The following is a 19,019-nucleotide window of genomic DNA, read 5'->3' on the forward strand; positions in this document are numbered from 1 at the left end:
TGAACAGGAAGTTCTAAAATATACGTTTTCACTCTGTGTCTGTCTGTATCAAGTTTTACTATTATTTTGTCTTTATATCATGCACTTATGTTTCCTTGCTTTGTCATGTTGTTTCACCGATAATCACCCCTAGTCAGGTTTTGTTTGTACGCGAAGTTGTACGCGGATGGGGGCAGTTATGGCATTGAGGACAGACAGAGAGATAGCCAACCTCAAAAGTGAGGACGGTAAGCGAAAGGTATTAGCTGTGAGCAGCGGAGCAGGCGCAGGGCTGTGTATTGAGGTACGTCCAGACGCCGTTTCTAAATCGTGGCTATACCGATACCAGTTTGCGGGCAAGGCTAAGAAGATGACACTGGGTAGCTATCCAGCAATGTCGCTGACGGAAGCCCGCAAAGCGCACACGCAAGCGATGGCTATCCTGAAGTCAGGGCAAGACCCCTTGGCAGTCGCTCGTGCAGACAAGCATAAACGTAGTTCCGTCCCTACCTTTGCTGAGTTGTTCCAGGAGTGGATGGAGTGGAAAACCGTCGCTAAGCCGCTAAAGCCTCGCAGCCTGAAAGCGTACAACTACACCTTTGACAATTACATGGTGGAACTCCATAAGTTACTTGTCACAGACCTGAGCAGAAGTATTCTGTTCAATCACTTAGCAAAGCTCCGAAAACAAACCGTTTCCGGCACTAAGAAAGCACTAACCATTCTTCAACAGAGCCTCGATTACGCCGTGAACATTGGCGCTATTACCATTAACCCATCCAGAACGATTCGCCCCATTGATATTGGTGCGACGGCTGCTGCACCTCGTCAGAGATGGCTGGAGCGTGAGGAAATCGCAGCATTCTGGAAAGGGCTTGAGGAAACCGGTGCGCACCCGGCGCAGGTGAACTGTTTAAAGCTGATTTTATTAACTGGAGCACGGAGGACGGAAGCAAGCGAGATGAGGTGGGAGGAAATTGTTGGTAATAAATGGGTTATCCCCGCCGAACGTAGCAAAAACAGTAAGAGCCACACTATCACGTTGCATCAAATGGCTCAGGATATTATCGCCCACCAGCGTGGAATCAGCGGCGGTAGTGAGTTCGTATTTGAAGCGATACGCACTCACGACGTTGGGAAAGCACATATCGACGGTAATGCGCTCCGCTGGGTGCTTGAACGTGTTAGAAACCTGCATATGCCTCAGAGCGAACCATTCACATGTCATGACCTACGCAGGAGCTTCGCCAGCGGATGTGCTGAGTATCTGGACGCCAACGAGGCGATAATTGAGCTGGCTCTGAACCACGCGAAAAAAGACCGTCTTGTGGCTACGTATCAGGCTGGTAAGCGAGCGGCTAAGGTGGAACAGCTTTTTCTGGAGTGGGGAGAGTTTATTAAAACGCACACTCAATCAGAAGCAGTTGAGGCGGGTAATGTCGTGCAAGTGAATTTCGGGAGACGTTGAGTGACAGCACAGGAAGAAGTTTTAAGGTTATTAAGTCGCTATTCGAATTTACTCGAGCATAGCGATTTTGTTTATGGTCGTTTTGATAATCTGCAACCGAGGACTATCAGAGAATTTCATGTGCGAAAAAAGCTGCTTGATAATTTTATCGCCGGTAAAGACCCCCAGAAGATTGAAATGCTGACAGCACAGGACTTTGCATCGCCACGAGATTCAATTCCTGATGAAATTATCAGAATTATTGGGAGCAGGAAGCAACTAACGCCTTTTGTTGATAATATTTGGTTAACTGAATATCCGTTTATTACTGCTTTGTTACAGTCTGATTTGATGGGGAAGGTCAAATGGACTAGAGGGAAGTCGGGCGCCGTTTCTTTTACGCACAATGACCGTGAAATCGACCTAGTAGGCGTTGTGTTATTTTTAACCGGGATTGGAGGGTTCACGCAGAAAGCTGTATTTCAGTTTATTGCTATACATGGAAGCCGCGCTGGCGTGGATAGTGAGTGCGATAACCCGGGTCAGCTTAGTAAAGCGGCAGAGGCGATACAGAAAACGTACGGATCACTGAAGTCTGAATGGGAAAAGCTGAACTTTAGTGAAGGGTCATTGCAGGCTGAAATAAAAAAGGAAAAATAACGAGTATTTCTATTCCTTTGAACCGACCTATTCAAATCATTATTGTGATCTCCATGATACAGCATGACGCTGTACGCAACCGGAGATCACAAAATGCTTTTAACCATCAAACAATTGTCCAGCCGTCTCGGTGTTAGCCGCGCAACCGTTGAGCGCCTTCGCCGTTCTCCTGATGCTGCATTCCCCAAAGCCATTCCAATAGGGCCTAACTCGATTCGCTTTGATGATACAGAGATAGAGCAGTGGCTAGCATCTCGCCGCCAGAAGGTGGCTGCATGATGACTCCAGCAGAAGTAAAAGCACGCACGCAGAGATTACTAAATGAACGGGGTGTTATTGATCTTCACAGTGCTGTTTTCTGGATGAGCTTTGGATTGTCGGAACCAATTCCAGAAGCCATTTATCATGCACTAATGGAAATTTTCAACGTGCCAAGAGAAGAGATTATTTTTGCGATAGGTGATTGGTTGATGGAAATACATCAACCAACAATCGCTGATATTGAAAGCGCTCGCACATATTTCAGTGAGAGCGCCCAATAGTTAACAATCAGCTGGTGGCCGTTCTTCGCGGGGCAAGCCACCAGCTATTCGGAGATTAATCTGATATGTTCAATTTTACAACAATTAACTCAATCAAAGAAAATGTGAGCTATGGAACCCTTCAATGGCATGAGCTGGTAGCATATGCAAAAAAGCCACATAAAAGCCACGCACAAACACCAGAAGCCGCCAAGAAAACGGCTAAATTAGTCGCCGCTCATAATGGTAGTACACGCCATAAACAACAAGCAGAGGCTAGCTTGTTCGGTTTGTTACGTGCAGATCTAGATGATGCCCTTAATCAAACTCCTGAGACAATAGCCGCTGCTTTGCGTGAGCAAGGTTTAGATGCTTTCATTATTTACTCAACGTTAAACCACCAGCCAGAATTACCACGTTATCGGGTGTTTGTGGCGTTAGCCGAACCTGTCACTTTTGCTGTGTGGCAAGATCTCCAGTTTGAGCTAGCTGAATTGCTAGATTCTGATCCATGTGTTAATCGTTCGGCTCAGTTTATGATTTTACCAACCACTATTGCTACAACAGCCAATCATTACACTTACTTAATTGCTGAAGGTACGGCTCTTTGTTCTACAGGTGTTTTTTGGATGAATGCCCTTAATAAGGCAAAAAAATATGCTATTGCTGCTATGAGTACCACGCCACCAGCACCAGAAAAAGCAATCGAGTCTTTACTTGGGCGACAGGTATCTATTATTAATCTGGTCAACAATAGCTATAGCTGGGCAGAACTTCTCTCATTTTATGGATATAAACAGAAGGGGAAAGCCACTTGGATTGCACCAGAGTCAGTCAGTGGAGTCGCAGGGGTGCATCTTCTAATGAGTTCTACCGATGGTAAGGAAAGGATTTACTCACATCATGAAAGTGATCCTGCTGGTGGCCGTCTGTGTGACAAATTTGATCTTATGGTCATTCGGAGTTTTAACGGGAATCATAGAATTGCGCTGGAAGAAATAGCAAGAAAGGCATTTCCTGATGCGTATAAGCATAATCGGCGTGAATGGCGAATAGCGCAAATGGGTAAGGGAGGTGCAAAATGAGTCTACCCATGCCTGAGCATTCTGTAGTTACTTCATTACCTGAGCCAACAAGATTAAAAGGGCCAAGATTCCCCGATCGTAATCCAGATAACGGTAAGGTATTAAGAACGTCCGATAACCTTAGTGCTCTCTTAGATTTTTGTGGCTATAAGGGCAGGTATAACTTGATGACTGCGGAACCTGAGCTAACAGATGATAGTTTTAGTCGATTAGGCGGTAGTGCGGCGGGGCAACGTTCAATGCTAGTTGATGCCTGTCAGCGTTACGGGCTATCCGAGCAAACGATTGATGATCACTTGATTGCTTTGTGCGAGCGTAATAGCTATCACCCTGTCAGAGTCTGGTTAGAATCGGGCCCAGATTGGGACGGTGACGACCGACTTACAGGAGTATTACAGACTCTTGGAGCGCAGAATAGTGACTATGCAAAGCAGGTTATGACTCCGTGGCTTGTTGGATGTATTGCGTCACTGTATGAAAACACATTTCATTCTAAATTAGTGCCAGTGCTGCAAGGTGGACAATCATCTATGAAATCTGCATGGCTACATCGCATTTGCAGTGTTACTACCGGAGCATATGGAGATGGCTCACTTAATCCAGATAAAACCGATGATGTTCGGCGTGTTTGTAGTCATTGGATTAATGAGTTAGCCGAGTTGGAAAGTACCACGCGGCATGAAGCGGGAAGCTTAAAAGCCTTTATCACTCGCTCAACTGACAAATTTCGCATTCCTTATGCGCGTGATTTCACTATCAAGCAGCGGCAAACGTCTTTTATTGCTACCGTCAATGGTAGCGGCTTTCTAAAAGATCAGACGGGTAACACGCGATTTGCTGTTATTGAGTTAGCCAAGCCTGTGTTAATTGATTACCTAAATATGTATCTTGGCTGGGTGTGGAATGGTAGAGCGACGCTTGAATACCCAGAGTCATTACGTCAATTTTGGTTGCAGATAAAAAACCTTTATGACAACGGAGCTAGCTGGTTTCTTGATACGGAAACACAAAATATAGCCGCTGCTGTTAATGACCCGCATACAGATAAGGGGGCATATTATACCGCCATAGTGGATAGACATTTAAACACCGAGTTTGGAAAACCAAAATGGTTAACTGCAACGGATGTATGCAAACTACATGGCGAAAGAACTGGGCTAAGCGGTCAATATGGTAAAGCACTTAAATTGCTCACTGAAGAGGGGAAAATTGAATCTCGTTCAGTGCGTGGCGGCAGAACAGAGTATCAAATCTGGATAACTGATAATGACGCGATTCGGTTGATAACTAGAAACTAGCCAGTGCTTTTTTGATGCCCTGCCTAAACAGTGGGGCTTACTGTTACTTCACCACTGCCTCACCAATTCTTGATTACTACCTCACCCGTTTAGAGAAAGCCTCACTGACACCTCACCACCTAACCATAGCCTAACCAATCTAAATCATTGTAATAAAATGTTTTTTTACGTGGTGAGGATGGTGAGGTAACTTTCAAAGATTTAGAATAATAGGTTAATGCTACAAAAAGATACGGCTAGAGTGAGTAAATGGCATAAATTTATAGAAGTAAGCAAAGTTACCTCACCATCCTCACCATCCTCACCAGTTCAGTGTTAGTATTAGAATCATACTAAATGGCTTGCTTAAACATAGATGGATTGCCTTACTATGAAAAAAGTGATTGTTGCACTTGGACTCGTCTTTTGCTCAACAAATATTTTCGCATATGCACCGGGCGCGGAGAACGTTATTAAGTATCTTGATGAACCGTTTACAGTTACGCATCTTAAAGAACTCAATGTCGATTGTGTTTGGACAAGAAACGAAAATGGGTACTTGGAAAATCGAAATGGGGGATTTGAAGGGACGGGCGTTTGTTGGGATATCAAAGCAACGGAGCAGTTAGATGCTTTAGAAAAAGCAGGAAAGTTGGTATGGCATAAACCATTGGCTTTCGATTATGAGTATGGAGATAAAAATAAGTGCTATTACAGGGTAGATAAGGCTAGTGGGATTGTTGATCTTCTGTTTGGTAATGTTAACGAAAAGGAAAGTGAAGAATGTAGAAAAGAAGAAAATCAAAAAAAGGCACTAAATTTAGCTACAAAAATCAAAAAAGAAGTCCGGTTTGGCGGATATATAGCTACTCAAGACAACATACTAGGCTCAGTTATTTTAGCTTGTTATAGCGGTAGTATTGATAGTAATAGCCGATTGGTTTCAAATGATGAACGTACCAGAAGATATAAGGCATTACTTAGTCTATATGAAGGTGATAAAAAAAATACACAGCGAATAACTAACGCATTCAATTTTGCTAACAATAATCTACGTGATAGGTATCCACTGGATACTGAAGGACGGTATAGAGCGAGGGTTTGTGATGAAATGATACGTAAGGGAAAACTTTAAATTAATTTAAAATTAGTACAGGGGTTAGGAATATCCTATTATTACCCTAATATTCGGTATCTGAACGGCAAGATAGCGGCTAGTTTTTAGGCTATTCCTTCCATAACCTTCATGTTAGTGACCAGCTACACTTCCAGCTAATCAACAGCAAAAGGGGAATATAAGGGGGGGATAAAAGCCCTGCAACTCTATGGCCTCACATCACAAGTCAACTTGAATCGTTACACCGTACTGAAAAGAAAACCTTAAGATAAAACCGACCACTTAATATGATCGGTTTTATCGACATGCGTGCAATTTACCTAATCCTAGCGTCGCCCAGTTTGTACGCGGATTTGTACGCGGAAGATAAAATACGCAGGTTTAATCATGATAACTAAATGATTTCATTAAGTTATTTATTTTTAAACGTTGAACAGGAAGTTCATCACATCGCCATCTTTAACGATGTAGTCTTTGCCTTCAGCACGCATCTTGCCCGCTTCTTTCGCGCCTTGCTCACCCTTGTAGGTGATGAAGTCTTCGAACGCGATGGTCTGTGCGCGGATAAAACCTTTCTCGAAGTCGGTGTGGATTTTACCTGCGGCTTGCGGTGCGGTCGCACCCACAGGAATAGTCCAGGCACGAACTTCTTTCACGCCAGCGGTGAAGTAGGTTTGCAGGTTCAGTAGTTCGTAACCTGCGCGGATCACGCGGTTCAGCCCCGGTTCTTCCAGACCCAGCTCAGCCATGAATTCTTCACGGTCAGCATCGTCCAGTTCGGCGATATCGGATTCAACGGCGGCACAAACGGCCACAACAACAGAACCTTCTGCCGCAGCAATTTCACGGACTTTATCCAGGTACGGATTGTTCTCAAAACCGTCTTCGTTGACGTTAGCGATGTACATGGTTGGTTTCAGCGTCAGGAAGCTCAGGTACTTGATGGCAGCCTTGTCTTCTTCTGTCAGGTTTTTCAGCGCGCGCAACATGCCCGCGTTTTCCAGCTGTGGCAGACATTTTTCCAGCGCAGCCTGTTCAGCTTTCGCGTCTTTATCGCCACCTTTGGCTTTCTTCTGCACACGGTGCAGGGCACGTTCGCAGGTGTCCAGGTCAGACAGCGCCAGCTCGGTATTGATAACGTCGATATCGTCAGCCGGGTCCACTTTGTTGTTTACGTGGATGATGTTGTCGTTCTCAAAACAACGAACGACGTGACCAATCGCTTCCGTTTCACGGATGTTGGTCAGGAACTGGTTGCCCAGACCTTCACCTTTGGATGCGCCTTTTACCAGACCCGCAATATCCACGAATTCCATGGTGGTTGGCAGGATGCGCTGCGGTTTCACGATTTCCGCGAGCTGATCCAGACGCGTATCAGGCATGGGTACGACACCGGTGTTCGGCTCAATGGTACAGAACGGGAAGTTTGCCGCTTCAATACCCGCTTTGGTGAGCGCGTTAAACAGGGTGGATTTGCCAACGTTAGGCAGACCAACGATACCGCATTTGAATCCCATTTCTAAATCACCTTAATGTCTTGATTATCAATCCGTTAGAGCTAACCGATTGAAGAAAAGTAAATAACTTCGCTTATTATACACGTAACCCGCATGTCGCGCGGTAAAAAAGCCGTAATGTCCGGATTATTGCGCTTTGAAGGCATGTAAGCGGTTTGTCGCTTTTGTTAAGCCATCTTTCAGCCAAATTTCGGTGCAACGCGCCGCTTCGTCTACTGCATCATCAATCAGTTTTTGCTCAGAAAGCGGAGGTTTGCCGAGCACAAAGCCGACAACTTTGTTTTTATCGCCCGGATGGCCGATTCCAACGCGTAAACGGTAAAAATTCGGGTTATTGCCCAATTTACTGATGATGTCTTTTAGCCCGTTGTGGCCACCATGACCACCGCCCAGTTTGAATTTTGCCACTCCTGGCGGCAGGTCCAGCTCATCATGGGCGACCAGAATTTCGTCCGGATTGATGCGATAAAAAGTTGCCATCGCCGCAACCGCTTTGCCGCTCAGATTCATAAATGTGGTTGGCACAAGCAGGCGCACATCAGCACCCGCCAGGTTTATACGCGAAGTAAAACCATAGAATTTCGGTTCTTCGCGCAGGGGGGCGCGTAACCGTTCGGCCAGCAGATCAACATACCACGCACCGGCATTATGGCGGGTTGCAGCATATTCAGCGCCCGGGTTGGCAAGGCCGACAATCAGTTTAATCGTCACGGTTTAATTCCTAAAAGATTCCAGATCTGGCGCGTAGTTTACTGTCTGGCGCGCCGCTTGACAAAATTCTGCGCCGGCAACGCCAAAATACGAATAATTACTGATGTGAACCATTAGAATTTCAAGCGGTTCAGAGGCTTATTTGTAAACTTTTGTGGTGGAGATGAGCGTAATTGTGATCGTTCACGCAACTCCTGAAAGGGCCGTTGTCTATACTTTACACACAAGGATTAGGGACATACTGCCCTGCAACCCAAACCAAAGTTCCGGAGGTAATCTATGAAACGCAAAAACGCTTCGATACTCGGTAACGTACTGATGGGGTTGGGACTGTTCGTGATGGTCGCCGGTGTCGGTTACTCTATTTTAAACCAATTGCCGCAGCTCGACCTGCCACAATATTTCGCACATGGCGCGGTATTGAGTATCTTCGTAGGTGCTGTCCTCTGGCTTGCAGGTGCGCGTGTCAGTGGTCATGAACAGGTGAGTGACCGGTACTGGTGGGTGCGCCACTATGATAAACGCTGCCGCCGCGATCAGCATAAACACAGCTAGCGGTTATAGCAGGATTTTATGAGAAACGGTTCCTGTCGGAACCGTTTTTTTTGCATATCAGCTTGACCCTCACGTAACGTAAGGCTCCAGAGTGAGTGCCACTGGCAAAAGAAAAGGAACCGTTATGTTGATTCAAGTGGGGGAACTGGCCAGACGGGCCAGGATCACCGTGCGAACATTGCACCATTACGAACAAACAGGGTTGTTACTGCCTTCTGCCAGAAGTGCGGCTGGCTACCGGCTTTATAATCTGGCTGATGTTAAACGCCTGCACATGATACAGGTGCTGGCAAAAGCAGGGCTGGAGCTTGCCGAAATACGAGACTTTCTGGATCACGCGTCTCTCTCGCTGGCTGATCTCCTGGACGCACAAATCCGCTTGCTGGATAAACAGGTACGCAGCATCAGTACGTTGCGTGACCGACTGACGGATTTACGTACCGGACTGAATGCACAGGAGACGCCGGACCTTGAGTCCTGGCTACAAACTCTGGAGTTAATGAACATGTATGATCGCTGGTTTAGCAAAGAAGAGTTACAGCAGTTACCCTTTGCGGCGCAGAAAGCCGAGTTGGCTGTGATTTGGTCAGGCCTGGTTAATGAGGCTCAAATGCTGCTGGAACAGCATGTTAGTGTGACGGATCCGAGAGCGATGGATCTCGCGACACGCTGGATGCTGCGTCTGGAGGAGGACACGGCAGGTAAGCCAGAATTCCTGACCCGGCTTAATGAGATGCATAGCGTTGAGCCGCAAATGCGCGAGCAAACAGGGATAACACCTGAGATGACCGATTATGTTACGCGGGCTTTCGCCGAATCAAAACTCGTTATCTGGGAAAACTATCTTACCGCAGAAGAGATGGTGTTTACGCGCGCCCACTATTTTGACCGGATGATGGAATGGCCACCGCTGGTAGCGAAATTACACCAGGCGCAGCAAGCGTCGCTCGATCCCTCAACAGAAGCTGCACAAGCGCTGGCTGAAAACTGGCTGATGCTTTTTCAGTCCTACGCGGGAACAAACCCGGCCACACAGCAAAAGTTTCGGGTTGCGATGCAACAGGAGCCGCATCTGATGAAAGGAACGTGGATGACGCCTGCTGTGCTTGAATGGCTACAGCAGGCGATAGACATCATGATGCAAAAACGCTTATTGATGCTCGGTCACTAACACATCGGCTAAGGCTGCTTCGCGATTAGGATAGAATGCGAGACGGCCTGGAACTGGTTGTACACCAGCCCGCGCCATGGTGCGCAGAGGCTGGAATTCAAGATTACTCACGCGCAGTTCGCAGCCTTCCGGCAGCTTTTTGACAAAGCGCTGGAAGGCATCCAGACCTCCCGCATCCAGTACCGGAACTGCATCCCACTTCAGTACCACGATCCGTTTACCGGCAATGCGTGACTCCAGTTCGTTGAACAGGCCTTCTGCTGCGGCAAAGAACAGCGGGCCGATCACCCGAAGCACCAGTACATCATCCGGAACCTCGACGTTCACCGGGGAGAGGCGGGTCATTTGTGCAATTCGGCGCATAAACAGCAGGGAAGCCAGCACAATGCCCACGCTAATGGCGATCACCATGTCAAACAGAACGGTCAGCGACATGCAGATCAGCATCACGATGATGTCGTCTTTTGGCGCACGACGCAGCAGGTGGACCACCTTATGCGCTTCGCTCATGTTCCAGGCGACCATCAGCAGCAGGGCTGCCATAGCCGAAAGCGGGAGCCAGGAGAGTAAGGGGGCAAGGATCAGCAGTGCAAGGATCACCAGTACCGCGTGAATAACGGCTGATACCGGAGAGGTTGCGCCTGCCCGAACGTTAGCCGCGGAACGCGCAATTGCGGCGGTGGCAGTGATGCCGCCAAAGAAAGGGGCAATGATGTTGCCAAGTCCCTGGCCGACCAGCTCGCTGTTGGCTTTATGCTTGGTTCCTGTCATACCATCCAGCACGACGGCGCAGAGCAGCGATTCAATAGCGCCCAGCATTGCCATCGAGAACGCAGCAGGTAGCAGCGCGCGCAGGGAGTCCCAGCTTAAAGTGAAGGTGGAGCCTGGCATATCCCACGGCAACACCAGTTGCGGTAAAAGCTGAGGGATCCCGTTGCCCTGCGAGCCATCGGCTAACAGGTAATGGAACTGGGAACCAATAGTTGCCACGTGACCGCCAAGCATGTTGACGATAGCCATCACTGCACATCCCAACAGCAATGCTGGCAGATGACCTGGCAGGCGAATGCCCAAACGTGGCCAGACAATCAACGTGCCCAATGTGACGATACCAATGGCAGCATCGCCCATATTGATAGTGGGTAGCGCCATAAACAGTGCCCCCACTTTTTGCAGGTAATGTTCCGGTACATGCGGCAACTGTAAACCCAGGAAATCCTTGATTTGCATCGTCCCGATGGTAATACCAATCCCTGATGTGAACCCCAACGTCACGGAAAGGGGGATATATTCGATTAACCGACCAAAGCGGGCCAGCCCGAACAGAATCAAAAAGACGCCAGACATCAGTGTGGCAACCAGGAGGCCAGCCAGCCCAAACTGCTGTGATACCGGGTAGAGGATCACCACAAAGGCGGCGGTTGGCCCCGAGACGCTAAAGCGAGAACCCCCCGTCAGCGCAATCACAATCCCGGCAACTGCCGAGGTATACAGCCCATATTGCGGTGCAACACCGCTACCAATTGCCAGCGCCATCGCCAGGGGAATCGCAATAATCCCGACGGTGATACCCGCAATAACGTCGCGCATAAAGCGTGACAGGGTGTATTTCTCTTTCCAGCAGGCGTCGATGAGGGCGCGAAAGGGCAGAACTTGTGAGGAAGTTACGTTTTTCACAATAATCTATCATCCGTGTGCGCATCATCTGTCATGTGAATGGCAGGTGAAGGAGGCATTGGTCATACAAATGAATATTCAAAACAAAAAAACCCGCCGCAGCGGGTTTTTCGGCCGTGTTCGATCAGTGCTCGAACATTGCTGAGATGGATTCTTCGTTGCTGATACGACGAATCGCTTCGGCCAGCATCCCGGACAGGGTCAAAGTACGTACGTTTGGCAGTGCTTTGATCTCATCGCTTAATGGGATGGTATCGCAAACCACCACTTCATCGATAACAGAGTTGCGGAGATTATTCACCGCATTACCGGAGAAGATCGGGTGAGTTGCGTAGGCGAACACACGCTTAGCGCCACGCTCTTTCAGCGCCTCGGCTGCTTTACACAGCGTACCACCGGTATCGATCATGTCGTCAACCAACACGCAGTCACGACCTGCAACGTCACCGATGATGTGCATCACCTGAGAAACGTTAGCACGTGGACGGCGTTTGTCGATGATAGCCATATCGGTATCGTTCAGCAGTTTGGCGATAGCACGAGCGCGGACTACGCCGCCGATGTCCGGAGAAACCACAATCGGGTTATCCAGGTTCAGCTGCAGCATGTCTTCCAGCAGAATTGGGCTGCCGAATACGTTATCAACCGGGACATCAAAGAAGCCCTGGATCTGCTCGGCGTGCAGGTCAACCGTCAGAACACGGTCTACACCGACGCTTGACAGGAAATCGGCAACAACTTTAGCGGTAATAGGTACACGCGCGGAACGGACGCGACGGTCCTGGCGGGCATAACCAAAGTAAGGAATAACAGCCGTGATACGGCCTGCAGAAGCACGGCGCAGGGCATCGACCATAACAACCAATTCCATCAGGTTGTCGTTAGTTGGAGCACAGGTGGACTGGATGATGAAAATATCACCACCGCGTACATTTTCGTTGATTTGTACGCTGACTTCGCCGTCGCTAAAGCGACCTACAGCGGCGTCGCCGAGGGAAGTGTACAGGCGGTTGGCAATACGTTGTGCTAGTTCCGGGGTAGCGTTACCAGCAAAAAGCTTCATATCAGGCACGAGAAGAACCTCAGGCATGCGTCCAATGGTGGATAACATTCGCCAAAAACTGTGCGGGCCAGGCGAAGGCTATCCAGGCGGTGTATTAAAGAGCGCGATGCAACGTCTGGAACAGGGTGACGTTGTCACCGAAACTCAGTCTGCGCAAGAAGGGTCTGCTGTAGCGGGGAAGTGTTCATCCCACGCGCCACAAAACCATGCAGCCATTCTGGCGCTTGCTCTAGCACCTGACGAGCGGCGGATTCAGTGTCAAATTCAGCAAAGACACAAGCCCCTGTGCCAGTCAGGCGCGACGGCGCGTATTCTAACAGCCAGGAAAGCACCGCATCAACCTTACGAAAACGTTTTCTTGCGATAACCTCGCAATCGTTGCTGAATTCACATTTTAATAACGTTTCTATTGACCGCGTTGGGGTATTACGCGGGAGGTCCGGATCGTTGAAAATAACAGGCGTGGGAATACTCACGCCGGGGTGGGCGATCAGATACCATTTTTCCGGCGGTTCAGCCGGTGACAGGATTTCACCGACCCCTTCTGCAAAGGCGGCATGGCCACGAACAAATACCGGAACATCGGCTCCTAGTGTCAGCCCCAGGGCCGCCAGTGCGTCTGTTGACAAACCACATCCCCACAGATGATTCAGCGCGACCAGAACGGTAGCGGCATTGGATGAGCCGCCACCCAGTCCACCGCCCATAGGCAGCCGTTTCTCAACGCGGAGATCTGCACCGCTTCCGGTCGGCAGCCGCCCACTCTCTCTCGCCGCTTTCATCAGGAGGCGCGCGGCACGCACAATGAGATTATCGTCGTGCTCCACACCTTCAACAGGGGTCAGCAGTTGAATCTGGCCATCATGGCGAGGGCTGATCGACACCGTGTCACCATAATCGACAAACTGAAACAACGTTTGCAGTGTGTGGTAACCGTCTGCCCGTCGCCCGGTGATGTACAGGAACAGATTCAGTTTTGCAGGGGAGGGCCAGTGGGTCATCATTTGACCATCCAGTTATCCATTTTCAGCTTGATACGCTGAGTGCCTTCGGTCAGTTCCATATTGGATGGCAGCGCCGGTTTGCTGTTGCTGTCATAACCGCTGTACACCACTTTCCAGGTTTTGCCCTTTTCCGTGTAATTGACCTGGCTCAGACGATACTGGTCGTCGAGGGTATAATCGGTCGCATTACCCGGCAGGCCGAGGATCCACTGACGCAGGCTATTGAGCGGAATCGGCATGCCGGTCAGTTTGCCAATCATCTCTTCGGCATCGGTCGCGGTGTAATGCTGGCCTTTGTTGTCGGTAATTTGTGCTTCGCCAGGCTTCGCGTTTAACTCCAGTTCTGTGCTACCCAGCGGGTTCAGAAGCAGCAGACGGTAACGATCCTGCCCCGTTTGCTGCCAGAAGAAACGGGCGTACACTTTTTGCTCGTCAGATAGGTAGGCAAACGCACCGCGCGTCTGGTATTGGCTCAAATTGCGCACATCCTGCTGGTGCTGACGCCACTGCGGGGAGTCAGGGCTTTTACCCGGACCTTTGGGTGGAGTAATAGAACACGCGGTCAGAAGCAGCGCCGTCAAAGGCAGCAGGCGAATCAGTCGGGTCATAATAATGACAAATCCTTGAGATACGTTGCAGTAATAACCCTTAATGCTAGCGCCCGGCGCTGGCAGCGTCTACGTTCATATTGTCTTAAATCATTTAATTAGCGCGGAACACCTATTACTCCGAAAGGGGGCGGTCTCTTTTATTGATCTCGCGCATCCTGTATGATGCCACCTGCTAACCTTATTAACGCTGGTATTATTCCCGCTCACATGACCCTTTTAGCACTCGGTATTAACCACAAAACAGCCCCGGTTTCGTTGCGAGAACGTGTCACGTTTTCGCCGGATACACTCGACCTGGCGCTGGATAGTCTGCTTGCACAACCTATGGTGCAAGGTGGCGTGGTGCTGTCGACGTGCAACCGTACCGAACTCTATCTCAGTGTAGAAGAGCAGGATAATCTGCATGAAGCGCTGATCCGCTGGTTATGTGAATATCACAACCTGAACGAAGAAGAGTTGCGTAATAGCCTGTACTGGCATCAGGACAATGATGCAGTCAGTCACCTGATGCGCGTCGCCAGCGGTCTGGATTCTCTGGTACTGGGTGAACCACAAATTCTGGGGCAGGTGAAAAAGGCGTTTGCAGATTCCCAAAAAGGGCATCTTAAAGCCAGTGAACTGGAGCGCATGTTCCAGAAATCCTTCTCCGTGGCTAAGCGTGTGCGAACCGAAACCGACATTGGTGCCAGTGCGGTTTCTGTTGCTTTCGCAGCCTGTACGCTCGCTCGTCAAATCTTCGAATCACTCTCAACCGTTACGGTATTACTGGTTGGTGCGGGTGAAACCATTGAACTTGTGGCTCGCCATTTGCGTGAGCACAAAGTGAAGAAGATGATTATTGCTAACCGTACCCGTGAACGGGCGCAGGTTCTGGCAGACGAAGTCGGCGCAGAGGTGATTGCGTTAAGCGACATTGATGAACGTCTTAAAGAGGCGGATATCATTATCAGTTCTACCGCCAGCCCGCTGCCGATCATCGGTAAAGGGATGGTGGAACGCGCACTGAAATCCCGTCGTAACCAACCGATGTTGCTGGTCGATATCGCCGTTCCGCGCGATGTCGAACCGGAAGTCGGCAAGCTGGCGAACGCCTATCTTTACAGCGTGGATGACCTGCAAAGTATCATTTCGCACAACCTCGCGCAGCGTAAAGCGGCCGCAGTTCAGGCGGAAACGATTGTTGAGCAGGAAACCAGTGAGTTTATGGCCTGGCTGCGCGCCCAAAGCGTTAGCGAGACCATCCGCGAATATCGCGGTCAGGCAGAGCAGGTGCGAGACGACCTGACTGCCAAAGCGCTGGCTGCCCTTGAACAGGGCGGTGACGCGCAGGCAATTATGCAGGATCTGGCATGGAAACTGACCAATCGCCTGATTCATGCACCAACCAAATCTCTTCAGCAGGCTGCCCGAGACGGGGATGATGAACGCCTGACTATTCTGCGCAACAGCCTCGGGCTGGAATAGCGCCACACACCCATTTTCTATTACAAGGTGCATTTACGCCTATGAAGCCCTCTATCGTCGCCAAACTGGAAGCTCTGCACGAGCGCCATGAAGAAGTACAGGCGCTGCTCGGTGATGCCGGGACTATTGCAGACCAGGACCGTTTTCGCGCGTTATCCCGTGAATACGCACAGTTGAGTGATGTTTCGCGCTGCTTTATTGACTGGCAAAAAGTTCAGGAAGATATCGAAACGGCACAGATGATGCTCGACGACCCGGAAATGCGCGAAATGGCGCAGGAAGAGTTGCAGGATGCAAAAGCGCGTGCCGAAGAGATGGAGCAACAGCTTCAGGTTCTGCTGCTGCCAAAAGATCCGGATGACGAACGTAACGCTTTTGTCGAAGTGCGCGCTGGTACGGGAGGGGATGAAGCCGCTCTGTTTGCTGGCGATCTGTTCCGTATGTACAGCCGTTATGCTGAAGCTCGCCGCTGGCGAGTCGAAATCATGAGCGCCAATGAAGGTGAACATGGTGGGTATAAAGAAGTGATCGCCAAAATCAGCGGCGAAGGTGTTTATGGCCGTCTGAAATTCGAATCAGGTGGGCATCGCGTCCAGCGCGTTCCTGCAACGGAATCCCAGGGTCGAATCCACACCTCCGCCTGTACCGTCGCGGTCATGCCGGAACTGCCGGAAGCAGAACTGCCGGATATCAACCCATCGGAGCTGCGCATTGATACCTTCCGTTCTTCCGGTGCGGGTGGTCAGCACGTTAACACCACCGACTCCGCAATTCGTATTACCCACCTGCCAACCGGTATTGTGGTGGAGTGTCAGGACGAACGTTCGCAGCATAAAAACAAAGCGAAAGCATTGTCAGTTCTGGGGGCGCGTATTCGTGCCGCCGAAGTGGCAAAGCGCCAGCAGGCGGAAGCCTCAACGCGCCGTAACCTGCTTGGTAGCGGTGATCGCAGCGACCGTAACCGTACCTATAACTTCCCGCAAGGGCGCGTTACTGACCACCGCATCAACCTGACGGTTTACCGTCTGGATGAGGTGATGGAAGGGAAACTCGACATGCTGATCGAACCTATTGTCCAGGAATTCCAGGCCGATCAACTGGCGGCGCTGGCTGAGCAGGACTAATGGATTTTCAGCACTGGTTACGCCATGCCGTCAGTGAGCTTTCCGCCAGTGAAAGCCCGCGTCGTGATGCCGAAATATTGCTGGGGTTTGTGACGGGAAAAGCCCGGACCTTTCTCCTGGCGTTTGGCGAAACGGTGCTGAGTGCAGAGCAGGAAGCGCAACTTGCGGCACTGCTTTCACGCCGTAAAACGGGGGAACCTGTGGCACACCTGGTGGGTGAACGTGAGTTCTGGTCACTGCCGCTCTATGTCTCTCCAGCCACGCTGATCCCGCGTCCTGATACGGAATGCCTGGTCGAACAGGCACTGGCGCGGTTGCCATCTCATGCATGTCAGATCCTCGATTTAGGCACAGGAACGGGGGCGATCGCCCTGGCTCTGGCCAGTGAACGTCCTGATTGCCAGGTGACTGCCGTCGATGTGATGCCCGATGCGGTTGCGCTAGCAAAGCGTAACCTTGAGCGTCTGGGGCTGAGCAATGTGACGGTGATCCAAAGCAGTTGGTTTGCCGCTCTGGAACATTGCACCTTTGAGATGATTGTCAGTAATCCGCCCTACATTGACGAGCGAGATCCTCATTTGTCAGAGGGGGATGTCCGCTTCGAACCGATGACAGCGTTGGTTGCGGCTAACGAAGGGCTGGCCGATCTTGAACACATCATTGATTTGGCTCGCCAGCACCTGCTGCCAGGTGGTTGGTTGTTGCTGGAACATGGCTGGACGCAGGGAGAAGCGGTACGTCTGCTGTTCACCCGTGTCGGTTATCGCGCGGTGGAGACCTGCCGTGACTATGGGGGCAATGAGCGTCTGACGATAGGTAAATGGTCATGACGCTCTTTACTGTGCTGATCTCCGTTCATCTGGCGTCTGTCGCATTGACCATCAGTTTTTTTATTCTCCGTTACTGGTGGCGTTACAGCAACAATCCGTTGCTCGAAACCCGCTGGGTACGCGTTGCACCACACTGCATCGATACACTGCTGTTCCTGTCCGGTGTGGGCTTAATGTGGAAGACAGGCTATCTGCCATTTACTGATAAAGGCACATGGCTGACTGAAAAGCTGTTTGGCGTTATCATCTACATCGTTTTGGGTTTTATCGCGCTTGGACGACGTCGTCCGCGCAGCCAGCAGGTCGGTTTTATCGCCTTTCTGCTGGGTCTGGTGGTGCTGTACATCATCATTAAACTCGCCACCACAAGAATACCGTTACTGGGGTAAGTCATGAGGTCCTTGGCCGATTTCGAATTTAACAAAGTGCCGCTTTGCGATGGCATGATTCTGATTTCAGAGATGATCCGCGATGATTTTACGTCGCAGTACGTCAATGCTGAGCTGGAAAACCTGGTAAGCCTGGCGCGAGAAGAGATAAATCAGTCGCGCCCGCAGGACTGGCAATTAGAGAAGCTGGTTGAGCTTTTCTATGGAGAATGGGGTTTTTGCGATACGCGCGGTGTGTATCGCCTGTCCGACGCACTTTGGCTGGATCAGGTCTTAAAAAATCGTCAGGGCAGCGCGGTTGCTCTGGGCGCGATTTTGCTATGGGTTGCGCACCGTCTGGATATCCCTCTGGTTCCGGTCATTTTCCCGACACAGATGATCCTGCGTGCAGAATGGCTGGACGGTGAAATGTGGTTAATTAACCCGTTTAACGGCGACACACTGGACGAACACACGCTTGACGTCTGGCTGAAAGGCAACATTAGCCCGGTAGCCGAGCTCTTCAACGAAGATCTCGATGAAGCTGATAATTCAGAAGTGATCCGTAAACTGCTGGACACGCTGAAGGCGGCATTAATGGAGGAGCGTCAGATGGAACTGGCATTGCGTGCCAGTGAAGTGCTGTTGCAATTCAATCCGGAAGATCCATATGAAATTCGCGATCGCGGTCTTATCTATGCACAGCTTGACTGTGAACATGTCGCGCTGAACGATTTGAATTATTTTGTCGAACAGTGCCCGGAAGACCCGATTAGCGAAATGATCCGCGCGCAGATCAACGCGATCGCGCACAAACAAATTACACTGCATTAATCTT

General features: G+C 50.0%; 20 protein-coding genes. 14 read left to right on the top strand and 6 right to left on the bottom strand.

Annotation, left to right across the window (positions count from 1 at the left end; genetic code table 11):
- Nucleotides 1-178: 178 nt before the first annotated feature.
- From GF617_RS16985 to GF617_RS17015, 7 genes are all read left to right on the top strand, one after another.
- Entirely contained in the window at nt 179-1,447 is a 1,269-nt protein-coding gene (locus tag GF617_RS16985) for a site-specific integrase (RefSeq protein WP_203452136.1), read from the top strand.
- A complete protein-coding gene (locus GF617_RS16990; protein WP_203452137.1) occupies nt 1,448-2,086 on the top strand; it encodes a hypothetical protein in 639 nt (212 codons plus the stop codon). It abuts the gene before it with no gap.
- 93 nt (nt 2,087-2,179) lie between these two features.
- Nucleotides 2,180-2,365 carry an AlpA family transcriptional regulator gene (locus tag GF617_RS16995; protein WP_203452138.1) on the top strand — a complete coding sequence of 62 codons (186 nt, stop codon included), beginning with the start codon at nt 2,180-2,182 and terminating at the stop codon, nt 2,363-2,365.
- Nucleotides 2,362-2,628 (top strand): HAD family hydrolase, encoded by a 267-nt coding sequence (locus GF617_RS17000; RefSeq protein WP_094322652.1) that lies wholly within the window; start codon nt 2,362-2,364, stop codon nt 2,626-2,628. The genes GF617_RS16995 and GF617_RS17000 overlap by 4 nt, the downstream gene beginning before the upstream one ends.
- A gap of 65 nt (nt 2,629-2,693) precedes the next feature.
- Nucleotides 2,694-3,692, top strand: a complete 999-nt coding sequence (locus GF617_RS17005; protein ID WP_171882391.1) for a hypothetical protein — start codon at nt 2,694-2,696, stop codon at nt 3,690-3,692.
- Entirely contained in the window at nt 3,689-4,990 is a 1,302-nt protein-coding gene (locus tag GF617_RS17010) for a VapE domain-containing protein (RefSeq protein ID WP_198422110.1), read from the top strand. The genes GF617_RS17005 and GF617_RS17010 overlap by 4 nt, the downstream gene beginning before the upstream one ends.
- 370 nt (nt 4,991-5,360) lie before the next feature.
- Nucleotides 5,361-6,104 (top strand): hypothetical protein, encoded by a 744-nt coding sequence (locus GF617_RS17015; protein WP_203452139.1) that lies wholly within the window; start codon nt 5,361-5,363, stop codon nt 6,102-6,104.
- 404 nt (nt 6,105-6,508) lie between these two features.
- Here GF617_RS17015 and ychF read toward each other — a convergent pair whose 3' ends face one another.
- Nucleotides 6,509-7,603 carry a redox-regulated ATPase YchF gene (ychF, locus tag GF617_RS17020; RefSeq protein WP_181619725.1) on the bottom strand — a complete coding sequence of 365 codons (1,095 nt, stop codon included), beginning with the start codon at nt 7,601-7,603 and terminating at the stop codon, nt 6,509-6,511.
- A 126-nt stretch (nt 7,604-7,729) separates the two neighbouring features.
- Complete coding sequence (gene pth, locus GF617_RS17025; RefSeq protein ID WP_203452140.1) at nt 7,730-8,314, bottom strand: aminoacyl-tRNA hydrolase; 585 nt, start codon at nt 8,312-8,314, stop codon at nt 7,730-7,732.
- A 279-nt stretch (nt 8,315-8,593) separates the two neighbouring features.
- Between pth and ychH the strand changes: the two genes are divergently transcribed.
- Nucleotides 8,594-8,869, top strand: coding sequence for a stress-induced protein YchH (gene ychH, locus GF617_RS17030; RefSeq protein WP_181619723.1), 276 nt, complete (start codon nt 8,594-8,596; stop codon nt 8,867-8,869).
- Between the two features lie 124 nt (nt 8,870-8,993).
- A complete protein-coding gene (locus GF617_RS17035; protein ID WP_203452141.1) occupies nt 8,994-10,040 on the top strand; it encodes a MerR family transcriptional regulator in 1,047 nt (348 codons plus the stop codon).
- On the opposite strand, the gene dauA is transcribed toward GF617_RS17035, so the two are convergent.
- The 4 genes from dauA to lolB all read right to left on the bottom strand — a co-directional run bounded on the left by dauA (nt 10,020) and on the right by lolB (nt 14,392).
- Nucleotides 10,020-11,717: a C4-dicarboxylic acid transporter DauA gene (gene dauA / locus GF617_RS17040; protein ID WP_181619721.1), complete on the bottom strand. Its 1,698-nt coding sequence runs from the start codon at nt 11,715-11,717 to the stop codon at nt 10,020-10,022. The genes GF617_RS17035 and dauA overlap by 21 nt on opposite strands.
- Before the next feature lie 124 nt (nt 11,718-11,841).
- Entirely contained in the window at nt 11,842-12,789 is a 948-nt protein-coding gene (gene prs, locus GF617_RS17045) for a ribose-phosphate diphosphokinase (protein ID WP_003856663.1), read from the bottom strand.
- A 125-nt stretch (nt 12,790-12,914) separates the two neighbouring features.
- On the bottom strand, nt 12,915-13,784 hold the full coding sequence (gene ispE, locus GF617_RS17050; protein WP_181619720.1) for a 4-(cytidine 5'-diphospho)-2-C-methyl-D-erythritol kinase: 870 nt from the start codon (nt 13,782-13,784) through the stop codon (nt 12,915-12,917).
- Nucleotides 13,781-14,392 (bottom strand): lipoprotein insertase outer membrane protein LolB, encoded by a 612-nt coding sequence (gene lolB, locus GF617_RS17055; RefSeq protein ID WP_181619719.1) that lies wholly within the window; start codon nt 14,390-14,392, stop codon nt 13,781-13,783. The genes ispE and lolB overlap by 4 nt, the downstream gene beginning before the upstream one ends.
- Nucleotides 14,393-14,602: 210 nt before the next feature.
- Between lolB and hemA the strand changes: the two genes are divergently transcribed.
- The 5 genes from hemA to sirB1 are packed head-to-tail and all read left to right on the top strand — an operon-like array spanning nt 14,603 to nt 19,015.
- Complete coding sequence (hemA, locus tag GF617_RS17060; RefSeq protein ID WP_181619718.1) at nt 14,603-15,859, top strand: glutamyl-tRNA reductase; 1,257 nt, start codon at nt 14,603-14,605, stop codon at nt 15,857-15,859.
- A 41-nt stretch (nt 15,860-15,900) separates the two neighbouring features.
- Nucleotides 15,901-16,983: a peptide chain release factor 1 gene (prfA, locus tag GF617_RS17065; RefSeq protein WP_181619717.1), complete on the top strand. Its 1,083-nt coding sequence runs from the start codon at nt 15,901-15,903 to the stop codon at nt 16,981-16,983.
- The gene (gene prmC / locus GF617_RS17070) at nt 16,983-17,813 is read left to right on the top strand and encodes a peptide chain release factor N(5)-glutamine methyltransferase (RefSeq protein WP_181619716.1); all 831 of its coding nucleotides are present in this window, start codon (nt 16,983-16,985) and stop codon (nt 17,811-17,813) included. The genes prfA and prmC overlap by 1 nt, the downstream gene beginning before the upstream one ends.
- Nucleotides 17,810-18,202 (top strand): invasion regulator SirB2, encoded by a 393-nt coding sequence (gene sirB2, locus GF617_RS17075; protein ID WP_181619715.1) that lies wholly within the window; start codon nt 17,810-17,812, stop codon nt 18,200-18,202. Before prmC ends, sirB2 begins: the two co-directional genes overlap by 4 nt.
- A gap of 3 nt (nt 18,203-18,205) precedes the next feature.
- Nucleotides 18,206-19,015, top strand: a complete 810-nt coding sequence (sirB1, locus tag GF617_RS17080; protein ID WP_181619714.1) for an invasion regulator SirB1 — start codon at nt 18,206-18,208, stop codon at nt 19,013-19,015.
- Nucleotides 19,016-19,019 lie beyond the last annotated feature (4 nt).

Origin of the sequence: Lelliottia sp. RWM.1, assembly GCF_016859735.1 — a bacterium.
Lineage (GTDB): Bacteria > Pseudomonadota > Gammaproteobacteria > Enterobacterales > Enterobacteriaceae > Enterobacter.